The following is a 17,302-nucleotide window of genomic DNA, read 5'->3' as shown; positions in this document are numbered from 1 at the left end:
TCAATCATCCAGAACACTGAGAGAGCTGTAGGGGAACTTGGCGCCCACACCCCCGTCCACCAGCAGGGTTCGGCCACTCACATAGCTGGCCAGCGGCGACGACAAGAAGAGCGCGGCACCCGCGATGTCGGCTGGTAGGCCCATCCGGCCAATGGGCGCATTGTTCCTGGAGTGGGCGCTCTGGGCATCGCTCAGCATGTCCATGATCCGGGGGGTGGCAATCGCTCCTGGCGCTACCGCGTTGGCCCTCACACCGTGGGGGCCCATCTCCACCGCCAGCGATTTCACCCAGGCCATGAGGCCGGCCTTGGCCGCTCCGTAAGCAGCGTGGTTGGGGGCACCGTCCACGCCGGAGGCCGAGGCGATGAACACCATCGACCCCTCCCCATTGGCCACCATGTGCTGCCCGAACACCTGGCCCAGCAGATAGGCGTGGCGCAGGTTTATGGCCAGCTGGCGGTCCCACACCCCGTCGTCCATATCCACGATGAGGCCCCACTCGGCCATGCCAATTATGTCCACCAAGCCGTGCACCTGGCCCAGCGCGGCCACCGAGTCGTCCAACAAGCGCTCCACGTCGGCTCGCACGGTGGCGTCACCCGACCAGGGGGTCCCGCCTACCTCCTCGGCAATCTCAGCGGCCCGTTCCGGGTCGATGTCCACGCACACCACCCGAGCCCCGCACTGGACCAGCGCATGGCTGGTCTGGCGTCCCATCCCCTGGCCCGCGCCGACCACCACAAAGCCCTTGCCGTCGAGGCGGAGCAGATCGGGATATTGCGGGACCGGCGAGTTATCAGAGCTGGTCATGCCCTGACGCTATCCCGCTAGCCGGCCAGGGAAGTCACCAAAGCATTGAGCGGCCAGAGGTCAGGAATCTCCACCGGCTGAGGGGCCAGCGGCAGAATGGCGTAGGCCTCCTCGCCGGGATAGACCAGGTTGTATTCCGAGCGGGCCAGCCGCTCGACCTCTTCTGGCTGCGACAGCGCCTTCAGCCGGGAACGGAGGGCATCGTTCTCATCAACCAGGGCAGCCAGCTCGACCCGGGCGCCAGCGGTAGCCGACCTCTGGTCCATATAGGTCCGGGTGGGCAGCACGGCGTAGAACAGCACCACCAAGACGACCAGGGCCAGCACCAGCGGTACGATGGAGCGACGCAGCGCGATCACAGCTCTGCCCCCGCAAATGCGGCTAAAGCAGCCCCGCCCCAGTAGGCGGCGGCCTCGCCCAGCTCTTCTTCGATGCGCAGGAGCTGGTTGTACTTGGCCACTCGGTCGCTGCGGGCCGGGGCGCCAGTTTTGATTTGGCCGCAGTTGGTGGACACGGCCAAATCAGCGATGGTGGCGTCTTCGGTCTCGCCTGAGCGGTGCGACATCACCGAGGTATAGCCCGAGGCCGTGGCCAACTCGACCGCCTCCAGAGTCTGGGTAAGGGTGCCCACCTGGTTGACCTTCACCAGAATGGAGTTGGCCACCCCCAGCCCGATGCCCCGGCCCAGGCGCTCGGTATTGGTGACAAATAGGTCGTCGCCCACCAACTGCACCCGCCCTCCGAGGGCTTTGGTGAGCAGCGCCCAGCCGTCCCAGTCGTCCTCGGCCATCCCGTCCTCGATCGACACAATGGGATATGCGTCGCACAGCTCAGACAAATAGGCGACCATCCCAGCGGAGTTCAGCGACCGGTTTTCCCCGGCCAAGCGGTACTCCCCCCCCTCATAGAATTCGGTGGAAGCCGTGTCGAGGGCCAGAGCCATGTCATGGCCCGGGACCAGCCCAGCAGCCTCAACGGCATCCACCAGTACCGCCACCGCAGCCTCATTGGAGTCCAGATCGGGGGCAAAGCCCCCCTCGTCGCCGATCCCGGTTGACAGCCCCTGCTCCACCAGCAGGCGACGCAGGTGGTGATAGGTCTCGGTCCCCCATTGCAGCGCCTCGCGGAACGAGGCCGCCCCCACCGGCACCACCATGAACTCTTGGAGGTCGATGTTGTTGGCCGCGTGGGCCCCGCCGTTGAGCACGTTCATCATGGGCATGGGCAGCACGTGGGCGTTGGCCCCGCCGATATAGCGGTAAAGCGACAGGCCGCTGTCGGCGGCCGCGGCATGAGCCGCGGCAAGGGAAACCCCCAGTACCGCATTGGCCCCCAGACGGCTGAGCCCGTCGGTGCCGTCTAGGTCGATCATCGCCTGGTCGAGGCCCCGCTGGTCGGCCACGTCGATCCCAACCACTGCGTCGGCGAGTTCACCGTTGACCGAGGCCACCGCCCCGGCCACACCCCGGCCAAGATACCGGTCACCGCCGTCGCGCCGCTCTACTGCCTCATAGCGACCGGTAGATGCCCCCGAGGGCACGATGGCCCGGCCGGAAAAGCCAGAGCCAACCGCAACCTCAACCTCAACAGTAGGGTTACCTCTGGAGTCGAGTACCTCTCGGCCGACTATGCGTGTAATCGCGCTCAAAACCAGGGTCTTTCAGAGACTTCCAAGCCTGTCTTTTGTTGCTTATGTGGCTGGAGTTGTAAAAATAGACGAAAAAAGGCGACTTGAACAGGATTAGCAGGAAATTACAGGGAAGAAATTTCACAGGCCCGTATTCGGTCGCCAATGGTATTGGCAAACGCCCGTAGCTCTGATTCGGCGTCCAGTCCGGCTGCTTGGGCGTCTCGCACAGCATCGTAAAGGCGACCGGCCACAGTGGCGGTATCCACATCGGGCACCACGCCTACCGAGCGGGCCTTGTGGATCACCTTGTCAGCGAACAATAGCGCTGGCAAACCCGGGGGAATGCCGTCCATCACCGAGGCCCGCCCTTTCTGCTCCCGCTTGATGGCCTCCCAGTTGACCAACACCTGACTGGCATCATCGGGAGCGGCATGGTCCGAATCCGACGAACCGAATACATGGGGGTGGCGGGACTTGAGCTTGTCGTGAATGCCCCGGGCCACGTCGGCCAGCGTGAACTGGCCCGCCTCGGCGGCCAGCACAGAGTGAAACACGATCTGATAGAGCAGATCGCCCAACTCCTCCTCCAACTCCTCATAGCCCGACAGGCTGTCGGGATCCACCGCGTCGAGGGCTTCCAGCACCTCGTAGGTCTCCTCTAGCAGATGGCCCCGCAGTGACTGGTGGGTCTGCTCTTGGTCCCAAGGGCAACGGCGACGCAGCTCGCCGGCCAGATCGGCGAACCGGGCCACTTCCCGGGCGATGGGCGCGCCCATCTCAGCTATGTACAGCGACGTGAGGTGGTCGGGCACCACCGCGTGGTCCAGTTCGGCCCACACCACCTCGAACACCCGCTCGTCGAGCAGACCCAAGCGCTGCAAGACGATCACCTTCTCATCAGCCCTGCCAGCGACCGAGCGGTCGGGAGCATCCAGCGCGGCTAATTTGATGTCGCTCAGTACATGGGCGGAATCGCATTGGGCCACCAGCAGCGGCCCCCGCTCTCCGGCGGCGTCCACCGCGAAGCTGCGCCCGTCCACCAACCGCACCCCGGCAGCCAGGGGATCGACGCCGACACGGTCCCAGGCCAAATCGGCGAACGACAGCCCAACCAGCACTTCCAGATCCAAGCCGGGCACCGCCCGCAGCAGCTCCACGGTGCGCTCGGCCACCAGGGGCGAGCCGGGCACGGCATAGAGCACATCGCCGATGCCGGCCCGTGCTTCAGCCACCAACCGGTCCACGATGGCCCGGTACACCTCCTCGAACGACGAAGCCTGGTCGTAGAGATCGTCGAACGACTCAGCTGGCTCCACCGCCACCGCCGCGGGGTGGCGGCGGGTGCGGATGAAGCGGCGGCTGGTCTGCTCGATAGCGTCGCGCACCGCCCCAGTCATGAGGTCGGAGCCCGCCGGTCCCAGCCCAGCAACGATCACTCTCGCCATTTCGCCTCCCCGGTCACGACAATCACCCTCGCCATTTCGCCTCCCCGGCGGTCACGATGCTGCTACTGGAGCGGGCTGCTCCTCCGGCATCAGGTCGCGCAGGGCGGAGATGAGGACCTCCGCGGCACCAGCGGCCGATTTTATGGGCAACACCAGCAACCCAGCAGCTTCCTGATAGGTGGCTTTGGGGTAGAGGCGCTCGAGGCGAACCCGACGGCTGGCCCGAAGCTCCACCGGGCTCAGCCGGGCCACCCACTTGGGACCACCGAAGCCGGGACCTTTGGCCACCGTCACTTCCCGGACCCCGGTGCGCAAACACTCGCACCGCAGCCGGGCCGCGTCCAGCAGCGTCCGGGCGATGTCGGGAACGGGGCCGTACCGATCGGCCCACTCGGCGGCCACGTCGTCCACCTCTTCGGGGAGCTGGGCCGCTGCTATCCGCCGGTAGGCCTCCAGCCGTAACTCCTCTTTGGGCATGTAGTCGGCGGGGATGGCCGCCGCCACGGGCAAGTCGATATTGATCTCCACCGGCTCGGGCGGGGTCTCGCCCTTCAGCTCGGACACCGCCTCGGTGACCAGCTGGCAGTAGAGGTCGTAGCCCACCGCGGCGATGTGGCCCGACTGACCGGTGCCCAACATGTTGCCCGCGCCCCGGATCTCCAGGTCGCGCATGGCGATCTTGAACCCCGATCCCAGCTCTGTTGCCTCGCCGATGGTCTTGAGCCGCTCATAGGCCTCCTCGGTGAGCGCTCGCCCTTCGGGGGCGAACAAGTAGGCGTAGGCCCGGGCCCCGGCCCGGCCCACTCGGCCCCGCAGCTGGTGGAGCTGGCCCAGCCCCAGCAAATCGGCCCGGTCCACCACCAGCGTGTTCACGGTGGGCATGTCGATGCCCGACTCGATGATGGTGGTACACACCAGCACGTCGTAGGCATGCTCCCAGAAGTCGATTACCACCTGCTCCAGGGTGCCCTCGTCCATCTGCCCGTGGGCCACCGCAATGCGGGCCTCGGGGACCAGGTCCCGCAGATCGGCGGCCACATGGTCGATATTGGACACTCGATTGTGGACGAAGAACACCTGGCCCTCCCGTAGGAGCTCTCGGCGGATGGCTTCGGCCACCGGTCGCTCGTCGTAGGAACCAACGTAGGTCAAGATGGGCTGGCGGTCGGCGGGGGGCGTGTGCAGAAGGGTGAGGTCGCGGATTCCGGTGAGGCTCATCTCCAGCGTCCGGGGGATGGGCGTGGCGGTGAGGGTGACCACATCAACATCAGCCCGGATGGACTTGATGGCCTCCTTGTGGGTAACGCCGAAGCGCTGCTCCTCGTCCACAACCAACAGCCCCAGATTCCGAAAGGTGATATCGCCCGACAACAGTCGATGGGTGCCGATCACCACGTCCACCGAGCCGTCGGCTAGCCCGGCCACCACCTGGCGGGCCTGGCGGGGAGACAAGAACCGGCTCAGCACCTCCACTCGGATGGGATAGCCGGCGAACCGCTCGCTGAACGTCTGGTAGTGCTGCTGGGCCAACAGGGTGGTGGGCACCAGCACCGCGGCTTGAGCGCCGTCCTGGACGGCCTTGAACACCGCCCGAATGGCCACTTCGGTCTTGCCGAAACCCACATCGCCGCAGATCAGGCGGTCCATGGGCACGGGCTGCTCCATGTCGGCCTTGACCTCGACGATGGCCTTGTGCTGATCGGGGGTGAGCTGGTAGCCGAAGGCCGACTCCATCTCCGCCTGCCACGGAGTGTCACCGGAGAAGGCCCGACCGGGCGTGGTGATCCGGCGCTGATAGAGCACTACTAGTTCCTTGGCTATCTCGCTGACCGCGGAGCGCACCCCGCTCTTGGCCCGTTGCCAGTCGGCGCCGCCCATCTTGCTCAAGGTGGGGGTCTCGCCCCCGGAGTAGCGGCGCACGGCATCGACCTGGTCGGTGGGCACATACAGTTTGTCTCCACCCCGGTACTCCACCAGCAGGTAGTCGCGGCTGACTCCGCCGATGGCCCGGGTGACCATGCCGCAGTAGCGGCCTACGCCGTGGTGGCGATGGACGACATGATCGCCCGCGGCCAGATCGGCCAGCTCCCGGGCCGCCGACTGACGGGGGCGGCTGCGCCGGTGGGCTCGGCGGCGGCCGGTCAGATCGGCCTCTCCCAGCACGGCGAGGCGGCACTCGGGCAGTACGAAACCCCGCTGAATGGGAGCCACCACCACACCGCTGACGCCGTGGGCTGCGCCTCCGAAACCAATCGATCCCGCCCCACCAGCCCCGGAGAGGACCGGGAGGTCTACGCCGTGCTCGCGCAGCAGAGCGGCGGCGCGGCTGGCCGAGCCGACACCGTCGGCCGCCACTAGCACCTGGTACCCCTCGGCCAGCAGCCGGGAGACCTGGCGAACCGGGGCGGCCGGATCACCGATGGCCGAGGCCCAACCCCCCACGGCCACCGACGGTATAGACGGCCCGGCGGGCACCGCGGTCATGGTCCACACCGGCGACGGGCAGGCGGACAGCAGCCGGTCGTAGTCGACATGCAGGCGAGGGAACTCCTCGCCTGCCGCTCCCCAGGTCTGGGCCAGTACACCGGCCAAGTCGGCCTCCTCGGCGGCAATGTCGGCCGCCCGGTCCCGTAGCCGACCCGGCTCCAGCAGTACCACCAGGGCATCGGGGCCGAGGCGGTCGGTGATGATCTGGTCGCCGCCAGCCAGCCACGGCAGCCACGACTCCATCCCATCGAAAAACTGGCCCTCGACCAGCCGCTCCCATTGCTCCCGACCCCAGGGGCGTGAGGCAATCAGCCGCTCTGCGGCAGCCTGGACGACAGGGGTGGGCCGCACCTCCCGGGCCGGGAAGACGACAACTTCATCCACCGGGTCGGTGGAGCGCTGGTCGGCCACCGAGAATTCGGTAAGCCGGTCTACTTCGTCGCCCCACAGGTCGATGCGAACCGGGCTGTCGGCCGTGGACGGGAAAACGTCCACGATGGAGCCCCGCACCGCGAACACCCCCCGGTGCTCCACCTGCACATCGCGGCGATAGCCCCGGGCAGCAAGCTTGGCGGCCAGTTCGCCCAGGTCGATGCGGTCGCCCTGGGCCACCGTCACCGGGGCGTCGTCGTCGGAATCGGGGACCAAGCGCTGAAGCAAGGCCCGCACCGGTGCTACCACCACCGCTGGGCAACTCCGTACGTCGCGAAGCTGCCAGATGGCTTGGCCGCGGCGCCCCATCGTCTCCACCCCGGGGCTGACCCGCTCGAAAGGCAGGGTCTCCCAAGCCGAGAACAGGGCGGCGGCGCCGTCGAGCATCGCCGAAAGGTCGCCGACCAGGCGCTCGGCATCTGCGGTGGTGGGGGTGGCCACCACCATAGGACGGCGCCCGTTCAGCTCGGCGATGGCGGCCAGCACCGCGGCCTGGCCCGATTCGGCCACCACCAGGGAGGCGTCGCGGCGACCGAGCACGCCCACCACCGCAGGCTCCGACGCCAGCATTCGACCGAGGCCGACCAGCCCCGACTCAGAAGCAGAAACCGCGGTTGGGACCATTAGTTGAACCTGTTCATTACTACATCAACCGGATGGTCGAGCAGGGCCAGCGCCGCCTCGGCCGCCCGCTCCACCGCATCGTCCAACAGATTTCGATCGGACCGTCCCGGTCGCTTAAGCACGTAGTCGGCACCGGCTTGGGGGTTGGAAGGCTTGCCCACCCCGATGCGAATCCGAGCGAAATCGGCGGTGTGAAGGTGAGACTTGATGGAGGCCAGGCCGTAATGACCGGCCAATCCCCCGCCGTGTTTCACCTTGATCCGTCCCGGAGGGAGATCAAGCTCGTCATGGACTATCACCAGGCGATCCAGATGATCGGCAATGCTCCAGCGACGTACCAGCGCCCGGACGGCCTCCCCAGATTTGTTCATGAATGTTTGGGGAACGGCCAGTACGACCCTTCGACTTTCAACCCGAACCTCCGCTACCAGCGATGCTTCCCGGCTCCTGCCCAGCGGCTGACCGTGGCGGCTGGCCAGCAGCTCCACGACCTCGGCACCCACGTTGTGGCGGGATCCGACGAACTTATCGCCGGGATTGCCCAACCCCACCACAACGAGATCGGCAGGGGTGTCGGTGTGCTTCTTGCGGGATGATCGCCAGCGGGAAGGCACGGCGACAGGCGCCGAGACTTACTCGGCGGAGTCTTCAGAGGCGGCGTCTTCGGCGGCGTCTTCGCCCTCTTCGGAGACAATCGGCTGACCGTCTTCATCCAGCTCGATTTCGGCCTCTTCACCGACCTCAGGCTCTTCGATTTCCATAACCGCAGTGGAGGTGCTGGCCACTAGCTCCTCGAAGTCAACGGCCAGTTGGACACCGTCGGGCAGCTCAATGTCGCCGGCTCTCAGCGTGTCGCCCATCGTCATCTCGCTGATGTCGATCGACAGCTCGTTGGGAATGGCCTCGGGCTTGGATAGCACCCGGATGGTGAACGCGGCTTGTTCCACCACACCGCCCTCGTTGGTCACCTCGGGCGCTTCGCCCACCAGCACCATCCGCACGTCAACCTCGACCTCGACGTCGGCGTCCACCCGGATGAAGTCCACATGGATGACCTCATTGCGCACCGGGTGATGCTGCAAGTCCTTGACCAGGCCGAGTTGGCGGTCGCCGTCCACTTCCAATGTCAGCAGGGCGTTGAGGCCGGCGTCGCTGGTCAGCGCCGACCGCAGCTCGCGCGCGTCCACCGCAACGGGTATCGAATCCCCGCCGAGTCCATAGACCACGCCGGGTACCCACCCTTCGCGACGCAGGCGGCGGGACGGACGGGTGCCCAGATCCCGCGTAGTGTCAGTCTTCAAGATCAGCTCAGCCATAGCGCAGCTCGGAATCTTACCTGCCGCGGGGTGGAAACGGCTAAGGCTGAGACCTAAGAGAGGTTCTTGCCGCCAAAGATCTCGGAGACAGAGGTGTCCTCGAATACGGCGTCGATGGCGTCGGCGATGATTCTGGCTACCGACAGCACCTCGATCTTGTCGATCTGCTTGTCGGGCGACAAGGGCAGGGTGTTGGTGACCACCACCTTGGAGATCACCGAGTTCTTGAGCCGGTCGATGGCTGGGCCGGAGAACACACCGTGGGTAGTGGCGGCATATACGGTGGCTGCGCCCCGGGCCGCCAGCGCGTCGGCCGCGGCCACGATGGTGCCCCCGGTGTCGATCATGTCGTCGATGAGCACACAGGTGCGGCCCTCCACGTCGCCTACCACCTCAATTACCTCCACCGCGTGCTTGACGTCCATGGCCCGGCGCTTGTGGACGATGGCCAGGTCGGCGTCCAGTTCGTTGGTGTAGCGCTCGGCCACCTTCACCCGGCCGGCGTCGGGTGACACGATCACCAGTTCTCCGTCTATGTCCTTGAGATAGTCGACCAGCACCGGCATGGCGGTCAGGTGGTCCCAGGGACCGTCGAAGAATCCCTGGATCTGCCCGGAGTGGAGATCGACGCTCAACATCCGATTGGCCCCGGCGGTGCGGAAGGTATTGGCCATCAGCTTGGCGGTGATGGGCTCGCGGCCCGCAGCCTTGCGGTCTTGTCGGCCATAGCCATAAAAGGGGCACACCGCGGTGATCCGCTTGGCCGAGGCTCGCCGGGCCGCATCCACCATGATGAGGTGCTCCATTACGGCGTCGTTGATGGAGGCGTCGCCGTGGGCGGTGTGGCTCTGGACGATGAACACGTCGGTGCCTCTAACCGACTCCTCGAATCGGCAGTGGATCTCCCCGTTGGCGAAGTCGGCGATGTTGGGCTCCACCAAATCTTCGCCGAGCGCCTCGGCGATCTCAGCAGCCAAGTCGTGGTTGGCCCGACCCGAGATGATGGCCAACTTCTTCTTGGTAACCAGTTCCATGCTTTCAGTCTCTTTCTGTGCAGTCGGACGGAATCTGGGCGCCGGGTTCGAGTGTGATGTAGGCCCCCACACTGGCATCGGCGCCGATCTCGGCATCGGTGGCCGAGACCGCCTCCACCACCGCTCGGGGACCGACCACGCAATCGATCAAGTGGGTATGAGGGCCGATGATGGCACCTTCGCCAATCACAGTCTGACCTCTCAGTACCACACCCGGATGGATGACCACATCGGGGGCCAGCTTCACGCTCACGTCGATGTACGCGCTGTGGGGCGCCATGATGCGCACGCCAGCGACCATCCAATTTCGGTTGATCCGCTGGCGCATCTCCGCCTCGGCGAAGGCCAGTTGCTCCCGGTCGTCCACTCCCCGAGCCTCGGCCTCGTCGATTGCATATGACTCCGCATAGTGACCTGCCGAAGTGAGCACGGAGACCGCGTCAAACAGGCTGTACTCAAGGCCGGAATCGCTGGTGGCCAACCGGCGCAGAGCCGGCGATAGAAGGCTGCGGCGGAAGCAGCACATTTCAACATTCTCGGAGGCCGCGGTGGCCACGGTGGCGGCAGCCCCGGAGGCCCGATGTTGGGCAGCGAGACCCCGCAACGTCTGGCCCTGGATGAGGGGCATGTCGGCCGAGACAACCAGCACGTCTTCGTCGTCTACATCACTGTCCAAAGCAGACAGGCCCAATGAGGCAGCATCAGCCGTGCCCCGCTGGACGGGCTGCTCTACGAAGTCGATGCGCAGGTCGAAAGCCTCCCCGGTGACGTGCTTGGCCACCTCCTCGGCGCCGTAGCCCACCACCACGGCCACCTGGCGGGGATTGGCCGCGGCCAGCGCGTCGATCACGTGCAGCAGCATGGCCCGCCCGCACAGGTCGTGGAGGGGTTTGGGTCGTCCCGATCTCATGCGAACACCCCGACCCGCAGCCAAGACCACCGCGGACAGGGGTAGCCGATCCGACGTCATGTGATCCCTGGATCAGCGGACATATCCGCTGGGTGCACGCACATCAACAGCATGCACTCTTTCTAGCGCGGCTGGCGAGGCAGGACTCGAACCTGCAACCTCCTGGTCCAAAGCCAGGCGTTCTACCACTTGAACTACTCGCCAACGAGCCCCCTGCTGTGAAGCGGTCAGGCACCATTTTCAGGCTACTGCATTGCCGCTTGACGAACTCTCGGGTTATTGCTGGGACTGCTGGTCGGGCTAGCGTGGTCGCACCATGGGATCGTTGATCAAAAAGCGCCGCAAGCGGATGCGCAAGAAGAAGCACAAGAAGATGCTGAAGCGCACTCGCTTCCAGCGGCGGGCCCGCGGGAAGTAGCTTCCCCCCTCCCCCACTTCAGCCTTATTGGGGCTGGGCAGGCACGGTTCGAACCACAATTCGACCTTCGCCCGGGTAGTCACCCTCCACGAACCAACAAGAGCCACTGCCTGCCAGTCGCGCCGTCTGACCGGTGGCCTGTTGCAGCAATCGCCGGAATTCGTCCAAGCGGGGCTCTACTTCGAGGGCGGCCGGCTCCAAATCGTTGCCGTTCGCTCCCTCCGGACCACCCATCTCGTCCCAACGGCGGTAAACCGCGGAAGTGGAGCACCCGAACGGGGGAATGAGCAGGGTGAGTGTTCGGGGAGTGTGCTGTAGCGGCTGAACGAGCTCGCCGATGCCCTGCACATGGGCCCGCCCCCCAACCAGGCAGAAGGGGACATCGGCGCCCAGTTGGGCTGCCCCTTGAATATCGGTATAGCCAGCCCAGCGGAGAATGGCGGCGGCATCTGCCGACCCTCCACCCAATCCGGCCCCCAGCGGAATCCGCTTGGCCACCGTCACCCTGGCAGAGCGACCGACCAGCATCAGCGCCCGGGTGATGAGATTCTCAGACGGGTCGATCTCGCCCGCACCTCTTACGGCAATTCCGTGGCCCTCCTCGATCTCCAAAGTGTCGGCCAAATCGAGGGACACCATCTCCGCGTCGATCAAGTGGTACCCGTCATCCCGCACCCCGGTGATGCGAAGCGACAGCGTCAACTTCGCCGGGGCGGTGACAGCGGTCACCGGATCTGCCTAACACGACCGGCGGTGCCCCACGTACCATCGGCGGTCAAGACCTCGGCGTCAGCTCGTTCAGCCAACGCCAGGCACAGCCGGTCGGCCAGCGACAGGCCCTCTCCTCTATTCCAGCGGCGGGCGGCCCACTCAGCGTCCATGCTGGTCACCGCTTCCACCTTTATGCCGTAGCTCACCAGCAAGGCCCGGACGATCTCCCAGTCGCGGTCGGAAGCCAGCACCTTCTGGGCCACCTCCGACCAATTGGCCGCCCCACAGCAGGAGTCGCCAAACAAAGCCGCCTCCACCGCTTCGGCACCGTCCTCGTTCTGGAGGAACGCCAAAATCGCTGAGGCGTCCAGCACCACGCTCACGCTGCGTCTTCCTCCTCGGCAGCGCGCCGCCGCTCGGCCAGCAGTTCGGACACCAAGTCCAAACCCTCCAGCTCATCGCGCACCCGGGTGAGGAGCTGCTCACGGGTCAACAGCACCAAGCCCCCCGGGGTGGAAAGCAGAACCAGAGCCGTCCCCTCAACAAGACCCGCCTCGGTGCGCACCTCAGCCGGCACCACAATCCTGCCCCTATCTCCCACAACAAGAGTATGTGTCCCACTCATCTTGCCATTGTACCACCTACACCCTCATTGCGGGACACCTCTATTCCTGTTCCGCAGCCAGTCGGGCCCAATCGGCCAAAGTGAGCTGTTCGGGGCGGGCGGTTGGGGGGATTTTGGCCTTGTCGAAGTGGGCGGGGGTCAGATGGGCAGCCAAGGAGCGGCGCAGCATCTTGCGGCGCTGGCCGAAGGCGGTGCGAATGAGAGCGAACAGGCGATCGGGGTCGACATCGACGGCTGGTTCTGGACGCCGAAGCAACCGAACTACCGCAGATGACACCCTTGGCCGGGGGTAGAAGACCGTGGCGGGCACCGAGCGAGCGATCCGACCCTCGCACCAATAGGCCACTTTTAAGGTGGGAATCCCATAGGCCTTGGTGCCAACCGGGGCTACCAGCCGCTCGGCTACTTCCTTTTGAACCATGACTGTGAAGGTCTCTATGCGAGGCTCGGTGTCGAGCAGGTCCAACAGCAGTGGGACTGCGATGTTGTAGGGCAGGTTGGCCACTAGTGCCCACCGCCGGCTATCGGCGCCGAGCTTGGATCGCCATTGCGACGAGGTGGCGTCGGCGTGGACGATCTCCACGTTGGGAGCATCGGCGGTTTCTGCCAGCGGGGCCAGCAAGTGACGGTCGGCTTCTACGGCCAGCACATGATCGACTTCGGCGGCCAGCGCCCGGGTGAGCGACCCTAGGCCAGGGCCGATCTCCACCACCGACTGGTTGGGATCCAGTTCGGCGGCCCGCACCATCGCCGCGATGGTGTTGGGATCAACCACGAAGTTCTGGCCCATAGCCCGGCTCGGAGCCAGACCATGGCGGTCGAGCAGATCCCGCACCTGGTTGCGGGTGAGGGTCACGCGTCGAGCCGGTAGAAGTCGGCGGCGTTGTCCCAGGTACGCTGGGCCACCGTCTCCGGGGGCACGCCGTGAAGTCGGGCCAGCGCCTCTCCCACCAGCGGCAGATTGGCCGGAGTGTTGGTTCGGCCTCGCAGCGGGACCGGGGTCAGATACGGCGAGTCGGTTTCCACCAGCAAGCATTCGAGCGGGCACAGATTGGCCGCGGCCCGCACATCATCGGCTGAAGGGAAGCTCACGATTCCGCTGAACGACAGGTACGCCCCCCGGTCCAACGCGGCCCGAGCTTCGTCGACGCCGCCGGTGAAGCAGTGGAACACCGTGCGGTCGGGTACCCCACCCTCATCGAGAATGGCGAAGGTGTCGTCCCACGCCTCCCGGGTGTGGATCACGAGCGGAAGCTGATGGCGGTGGGCCATCTCGATCTGGAGGGCGAACGCCGCTTGCTGGTCTTCGGGCGGAGAATAGTTGTAGTGGTAGTCGAGCCCGCACTCCCCCACCGCCACCACCCGCTCGGCACCCAAGAGCTCCTCGATGCCACCGATCCCGTGGCGCGCTTCGTGAGGGTGAACTCCTACCGTGGCCCACACCCGGTCGCTGGCCGCGGCCTTGGCCACGGCTCCGACCGAGGTGGCCGCATCAGTGCCCACGTCGATCATCTGCTCCACCCCGGCGTCCGACGCCTGGGAGACCACCTCAGAAAGCGTGTCGAGTTCCAGGTGGCAGTGGTTGTCGATCCAGCGCACCTTTAGCCTTTGATGCGAGGGAACAAGGGATCGCCCTCAGCCACTGGCAAGCCGCCGGGATACTGCCCCCAGACAGCCGCGGCGGGCAGCCGTTGGTCGAGGGGGGTGCCGTCGAGGCCCAAGCGAGTCCACGCCGCCTCACAAGACGACGGAATGGCCGGGCTGGCCAGTACGCACACGATGCGGAGGGCCTCCAGGGCGTTTCCTAGCACTGTGTCGACCAGGGGGCCGGAGTCCATCTTCCACGGCTCTGTGGCCTGCAAGTACTCGTTGGTGTCGCGGATTAGGCGCCAGGTGGCCTCAAGGGCCACCGACGGCTGGAACCGGTCCCAGGCCGCCGCGGCGTCGGCGTACACCTTGGCGGCCACGTCGGCCAGTGGGTGATCGGGGTCGGGGGCGGGGCCGATCCCGCCGCACTTCTGGTGGACCAGCGTGGACGACCGCTGCAACAGGTTGCCGAAATTGTTGGCCAGATCGGTGTTGTAGCGGTGCTGGAGAGCCTCGTGGCTGACCTCGCTGTCGGGGCCGAACGGCGTATCCCTCAACAGGGAGTAGCGGAATCCGTCCACGCCGAAATCATTGATTAGGTCGGTTGGGGAGATCTGGTTGAACGCCGACTTGGACATCTTCTCCCCTCCCACCAACAGCCAACCGTGAACGTGGTAGTGGGGCAGGTCCTCTACTCCGGCGGCCAAGAGCATGGCCGGCCAGTACACGCAGTGGAAGCGGATGATGTCTTTGCCCAGCAGGTGGCGAACCGACGGCCACCACGCATCGAACCGCTCATCGTCGTTCCCGTAGCCCGCGGCGGTGGCGTAGTTGGTGAGCGCGTCGTACCACACGTAGAACACATGGCCCTCGGCCCAGGGCACCGGGATGCCCCAGTCGATAGAGGTGCGGGAAATGGAGATGTCCCGCAGACCGCCCCGGATGATGCCCAGAGCCTCGTTGCGGTAGCCCTCGGGGGTGATGTTTTGAGGGTTGGACTCGAACCACTTCAGCAGCGGCTCCTCGAACTCGGAAAGCTTGAAGAAGTAGTTCTCCTCGGTCATCCGCTCCACCCGGCCCGACTCGAGATCCTCGGGGGTTACGTCTTCTTCGGAGACATAGGCCTCGTCGGACACCGAGTACCAGCCGTCGTAGACCGCCGAATAGATGTAGCCGTTGTCGTAGGCCCGCTGCATGAGCGTCTGCACCGCACGGTGATGGCGAGGCTCGGTGGTGCGGATGAACTCGTCGTTGGCTACGCCGAGTTCAGCCCATGCTTCCCGGAAGCGCTGGCTGGTGCCGTCAGCCTGCTCCAAGGGCGACAGGCCGTTGGCCTCCGCCGCCCGCTGCACTTTGAGGCCGTGCTCATCGGTGCCGGTCAGATAGAAGACGTCGTCGCCCAGCAGCCGGTGCCAGCGGGAGACGGCGTCACCGTTGAGCACGGTGTAGGCGTGGCCGATGTGGGGGGCGTCGTTGACGTAGAAGATCGGGGTCGTCAGGAAATAGCGCGACACCGCTTCACACTACTGCCATAGGTCCGTTGATCCCGATGTGTCACTCCCCAAACATCTCAGCAGAGCGCCGGGCCAGCTCATCGGGGGGCACGTCCTCTACATGGGTGGACACATTCCAGCGGTGGCCGAACGGGTCGATGAACTGACCGCCCCGGTCGCCGTAGAAGTGGGTCTCCACCGACCGTTCGGCGGTGGCCCCCGCGGCAACAGCTTTGTCGAACGTGGCATCGGCGTCTTCCACGTACACCATGACGGTGACCGCAGTGCCGCCGATGGTCTTGGGGCCGATTACCCCCATCTCGTGATACTCGTCGGACAGCATGATCACCCCGTCGCCGATGGCCACCTCGGCGTGGCCGATCCGCCCATCGGGCATCGTCATTTGCACACGCTCGGTGGCGCCGAATACCTCGACCAAAAAGTCGATGGCCGCGGCCGCCCCGTCAACACACATGTAGGGGATGACGCGGGGATAATCGTCGGGAATGGGCTGGACTTCGCTCACTTAGTCTCCTAGGACAGCCCGGCAATGCCAGGAATCATGGACGGGGTCAGTCTGCCAGACTCATCTGGTACACGGCTCGTCGGGATACGCCTAGGTCGGCGGCCACCGCGGCCGCGGCATCCCGGCGGGACAGGCCGTCTGCGAGCCGCTCATTGAGCGCCCGCCTGATCTGAGACTCAGACGGGGGCGCAGGATCGGGGCAACCGGCCACCACCAGCACGTATTCGCCTCTGGGCTCGGTGTCCTCGGCCCGGGCGACGGCATCGGCCAAAGTTCCCCTCCAGATCTCCTCGTGTAGCTTGGTCTGCTCCCGAACGATGGCGACCGCCCGACCACCGCCCAGCACCGACGCCATGTCGCCCAAAGTGCGGGCCAACCGGTGCGGGGCCTCGAACAGCACCGTGGTACGGGATTCCTGGGACAACTCCTCGAGGCGATCCTGCCGGTGGCGGCCCTTTTTGGGCAAAAATCCCTCGAAACAGAAGCGCCCGGTGGGCAAGCCGCTCACCACTAGGGCTGAAATTGCAGCCGAGGGGCCGGGCACGGCTTCCACCTCGCCTCCTGCCTTGAGGGTCGCCTTGACCACCTTGGCACCCGGATCGGAAACCGCAGGGGTACCGGCATCGGTGACCAAGGCCACCATGTTCCCGTCCACAATGAGCTGGGCAATCTCGGCCGCACCGGCTTTCTCGGTGTGCTCGTTCACTACCATCAGGCGGGGAGCAGTCACCCCGGCATGGGCCAGCAAACGACCGGTGCGGCGAGTGTCCTCGCAGGCCACCACGTCAGCTTTGGCCAAAACCTCCACGGCCCGTGGAGATAAGTCGCCCAGGTTGCCGATAGGGGTGGCAACCAGTACCAATCTGCCAGCCATGCTTCCTCCAGCGTGGTTGGATCATCCCCTCCCGCTACCAGCAGTCTGCCTCACCTGCAAGCGGTCACCGGGTTTTATCCCCCATCGGGCGAACGAGCCAGCTTCAGCCTCCAACACCGCTCGAGCCCGCCAGACCGGAAGGCCGATCCGATAGCGGGCCATCGTGGCGGTTTTCAACACGACCAGATCGCGGTCGAGGTGGGCCACGTCGACCGGGAAGCGCATACCCACAGTGTGAACCGAAAACGCTGGCCACAGCAGAAGCGCATTGTCAAACCCATCGCGGCCCAACAGCCCTAGGGCACGCTCGCGCCAACCAGTAGCGATCTCCACGGTGGCCAGCACCCGGTCATCGCAGACGAGCCACGCCATTGCATGAT

19 protein-coding genes and 1 tRNA gene are annotated in these 17,302 nt (G+C 65.7%); 1 reads left to right on the top strand and 19 read right to left on the bottom strand.

Annotated elements, in window-relative coordinates; translation table 11 throughout:
- The 10 genes from ACOOGG_RS12040 to ACOOGG_RS11995 form a co-directional block, all read right to left on the bottom strand.
- The gene (locus ACOOGG_RS12040) at positions 1-810 is read right to left on the bottom strand and encodes an SDR family NAD(P)-dependent oxidoreductase (RefSeq protein WP_420435339.1); all 810 of its coding nucleotides are present in this window, start codon (positions 808-810) and stop codon (positions 1-3) included.
- Between the two features lie 17 nt (positions 811-827).
- A complete protein-coding gene (locus ACOOGG_RS12035) occupies positions 828-1,169 on the bottom strand; it encodes an FtsB family cell division protein (protein ID WP_420435338.1) in 342 nt (113 codons plus the stop codon).
- On the bottom strand, positions 1,166-2,458 hold the full coding sequence (eno, locus tag ACOOGG_RS12030; RefSeq protein ID WP_420435337.1) for a phosphopyruvate hydratase: 1,293 nt from the start codon (positions 2,456-2,458) through the stop codon (positions 1,166-1,168). The genes ACOOGG_RS12035 and eno overlap by 4 nt, the downstream gene beginning before the upstream one ends.
- Positions 2,459-2,562: 104 nt before the next feature.
- The gene (locus ACOOGG_RS12025; RefSeq protein ID WP_420435336.1) at positions 2,563-3,885 is read right to left on the bottom strand and encodes a MazG nucleotide pyrophosphohydrolase domain-containing protein; all 1,323 of its coding nucleotides are present in this window, start codon (positions 3,883-3,885) and stop codon (positions 2,563-2,565) included.
- A gap of 51 nt (positions 3,886-3,936) precedes the next feature.
- The gene (mfd, locus tag ACOOGG_RS12020; protein ID WP_420435335.1) at positions 3,937-7,428 is read right to left on the bottom strand and encodes a transcription-repair coupling factor; all 3,492 of its coding nucleotides are present in this window, start codon (positions 7,426-7,428) and stop codon (positions 3,937-3,939) included.
- Entirely contained in the window at positions 7,428-8,042 is a 615-nt protein-coding gene (pth, locus tag ACOOGG_RS12015; protein ID WP_420435334.1) for an aminoacyl-tRNA hydrolase, read from the bottom strand. The genes mfd and pth overlap by 1 nt, the downstream gene beginning before the upstream one ends.
- A gap of 18 nt (positions 8,043-8,060) precedes the next feature.
- Positions 8,061-8,744 (bottom strand): 50S ribosomal protein L25, encoded by a 684-nt coding sequence (locus ACOOGG_RS12010; protein WP_420435333.1) that lies wholly within the window; start codon positions 8,742-8,744, stop codon positions 8,061-8,063.
- A 53-nt stretch (positions 8,745-8,797) separates the two neighbouring features.
- A complete protein-coding gene (locus ACOOGG_RS12005; RefSeq protein WP_420435332.1) occupies positions 8,798-9,778 on the bottom strand; it encodes a ribose-phosphate diphosphokinase in 981 nt (326 codons plus the stop codon).
- A gap of 4 nt (positions 9,779-9,782) precedes the next feature.
- Positions 9,783-10,748, bottom strand: a complete 966-nt coding sequence (locus ACOOGG_RS12000) for an NTP transferase domain-containing protein (protein ID WP_420435331.1) — start codon at positions 10,746-10,748, stop codon at positions 9,783-9,785.
- 71 nt (positions 10,749-10,819) lie between these two features.
- Positions 10,820-10,892, bottom strand: a tRNA-Gln gene (locus tag ACOOGG_RS11995).
- 112 nt (positions 10,893-11,004) lie between these two features.
- Here ACOOGG_RS11995 and ACOOGG_RS11990 point away from each other — a divergent pair.
- Positions 11,005-11,106, top strand: a complete 102-nt coding sequence (locus tag ACOOGG_RS11990; protein ID WP_419847603.1) for a 30S ribosomal protein bS22 — start codon at positions 11,005-11,007, stop codon at positions 11,104-11,106.
- A 24-nt stretch (positions 11,107-11,130) separates the two neighbouring features.
- Here the strand turns inward: ACOOGG_RS11990 and ACOOGG_RS11985 are convergent, their stop codons facing one another.
- From ACOOGG_RS11985 to ACOOGG_RS11945, 9 genes are all read right to left on the bottom strand, one after another.
- Entirely contained in the window at positions 11,131-11,835 is a 705-nt protein-coding gene (locus ACOOGG_RS11985; protein ID WP_420435330.1) for a 4-(cytidine 5'-diphospho)-2-C-methyl-D-erythritol kinase, read from the bottom strand.
- Positions 11,832-12,200, bottom strand: coding sequence for a PIN domain-containing protein (locus ACOOGG_RS11980; protein WP_420435329.1), 369 nt, complete (start codon positions 12,198-12,200; stop codon positions 11,832-11,834). Before ACOOGG_RS11980 ends, ACOOGG_RS11985 begins: the two co-directional genes overlap by 4 nt.
- Entirely contained in the window at positions 12,197-12,418 is a 222-nt protein-coding gene (locus tag ACOOGG_RS11975; RefSeq protein WP_420435328.1) for an AbrB/MazE/SpoVT family DNA-binding domain-containing protein, read from the bottom strand. Before ACOOGG_RS11975 ends, ACOOGG_RS11980 begins: the two co-directional genes overlap by 4 nt.
- 64 nt (positions 12,419-12,482) lie before the next feature.
- Complete coding sequence (gene rsmA, locus ACOOGG_RS11970) at positions 12,483-13,298, bottom strand: 16S rRNA (adenine(1518)-N(6)/adenine(1519)-N(6))-dimethyltransferase RsmA (protein ID WP_420435327.1); 816 nt, start codon at positions 13,296-13,298, stop codon at positions 12,483-12,485.
- Positions 13,295-14,041 (bottom strand): TatD family hydrolase, encoded by a 747-nt coding sequence (locus ACOOGG_RS11965; RefSeq protein ID WP_420435326.1) that lies wholly within the window; start codon positions 14,039-14,041, stop codon positions 13,295-13,297. Before ACOOGG_RS11965 ends, rsmA begins: the two co-directional genes overlap by 4 nt.
- Before the next feature lie 2 nt (positions 14,042-14,043).
- Positions 14,044-15,543, bottom strand: coding sequence for a class I tRNA ligase family protein (locus ACOOGG_RS11960; RefSeq protein ID WP_420435325.1), 1,500 nt, complete (start codon positions 15,541-15,543; stop codon positions 14,044-14,046).
- A 40-nt stretch (positions 15,544-15,583) separates the two neighbouring features.
- On the bottom strand, positions 15,584-16,048 hold the full coding sequence (locus ACOOGG_RS11955; RefSeq protein ID WP_420435324.1) for a VOC family protein: 465 nt from the start codon (positions 16,046-16,048) through the stop codon (positions 15,584-15,586).
- Positions 16,049-16,094: 46 nt separating this feature from the next.
- Positions 16,095-16,922 carry a 16S rRNA (cytidine(1402)-2'-O)-methyltransferase gene (gene rsmI, locus ACOOGG_RS11950; protein ID WP_420435323.1) on the bottom strand — a complete coding sequence of 276 codons (828 nt, stop codon included), beginning with the start codon at positions 16,920-16,922 and terminating at the stop codon, positions 16,095-16,097.
- A gap of 21 nt (positions 16,923-16,943) precedes the next feature.
- Positions 16,944-17,294, bottom strand: coding sequence for a DUF192 domain-containing protein (locus ACOOGG_RS11945; RefSeq protein WP_420435322.1), 351 nt, complete (start codon positions 17,292-17,294; stop codon positions 16,944-16,946).
- Between the last annotated feature and the right edge of the window lie 8 nt (positions 17,295-17,302).

Origin of the sequence: Candidatus Poriferisocius sp., assembly GCF_965214065.1 — a bacterium.
Taxonomy (GTDB): Bacteria; Actinomycetota; Acidimicrobiia; order Acidimicrobiales; family Bin134; genus Poriferisocius.
This window is presented reverse-complemented; position numbering and strand designations above follow the sequence as displayed.

Excerpts from the sequence above, each read along its gene's own strand:
- ACOOGG_RS12040 (WP_420435339.1), bottom strand. The coding sequence starts at position 810 with ATGACCAGCTCTGATAACTCGCCGGTCCCGCAATATCCCGATCTGCTC.
- ACOOGG_RS12025 (WP_420435336.1), bottom strand. The coding sequence starts at position 3,885 with ATGGCGAGAGTGATCGTTGCTGGGCTGGGACCGGCGGGCTCCGACCTC.
- mfd (WP_420435335.1), bottom strand. The coding sequence starts at position 7,428 with ATGGTCCCAACCGCGGTTTCTGCTTCTGAGTCGGGGCTGGTCGGCCTC.
- ACOOGG_RS12010 (WP_420435333.1), bottom strand. The coding sequence starts at position 8,744 with ATGGCTGAGCTGATCTTGAAGACTGACACTACGCGGGATCTGGGCACC.
- ACOOGG_RS12005 (WP_420435332.1), bottom strand. The coding sequence starts at position 9,778 with ATGGAACTGGTTACCAAGAAGAAGTTGGCCATCATCTCGGGTCGGGCC.
- ACOOGG_RS12000 (WP_420435331.1), bottom strand. The coding sequence starts at position 10,748 with ATGACGTCGGATCGGCTACCCCTGTCCGCGGTGGTCTTGGCTGCGGGT.
- ACOOGG_RS11990 (WP_419847603.1), top strand. The coding sequence starts at position 11,005 with ATGGGATCGTTGATCAAAAAGCGCCGCAAGCGGATGCGCAAGAAGAAG.
- rsmI (WP_420435323.1), bottom strand. The coding sequence starts at position 16,922 with ATGGCTGGCAGATTGGTACTGGTTGCCACCCCTATCGGCAACCTGGGC.
- ACOOGG_RS11945 (WP_420435322.1), bottom strand. The coding sequence starts at position 17,294 with ATGGCGTGGCTCGTCTGCGATGACCGGGTGCTGGCCACCGTGGAGATC.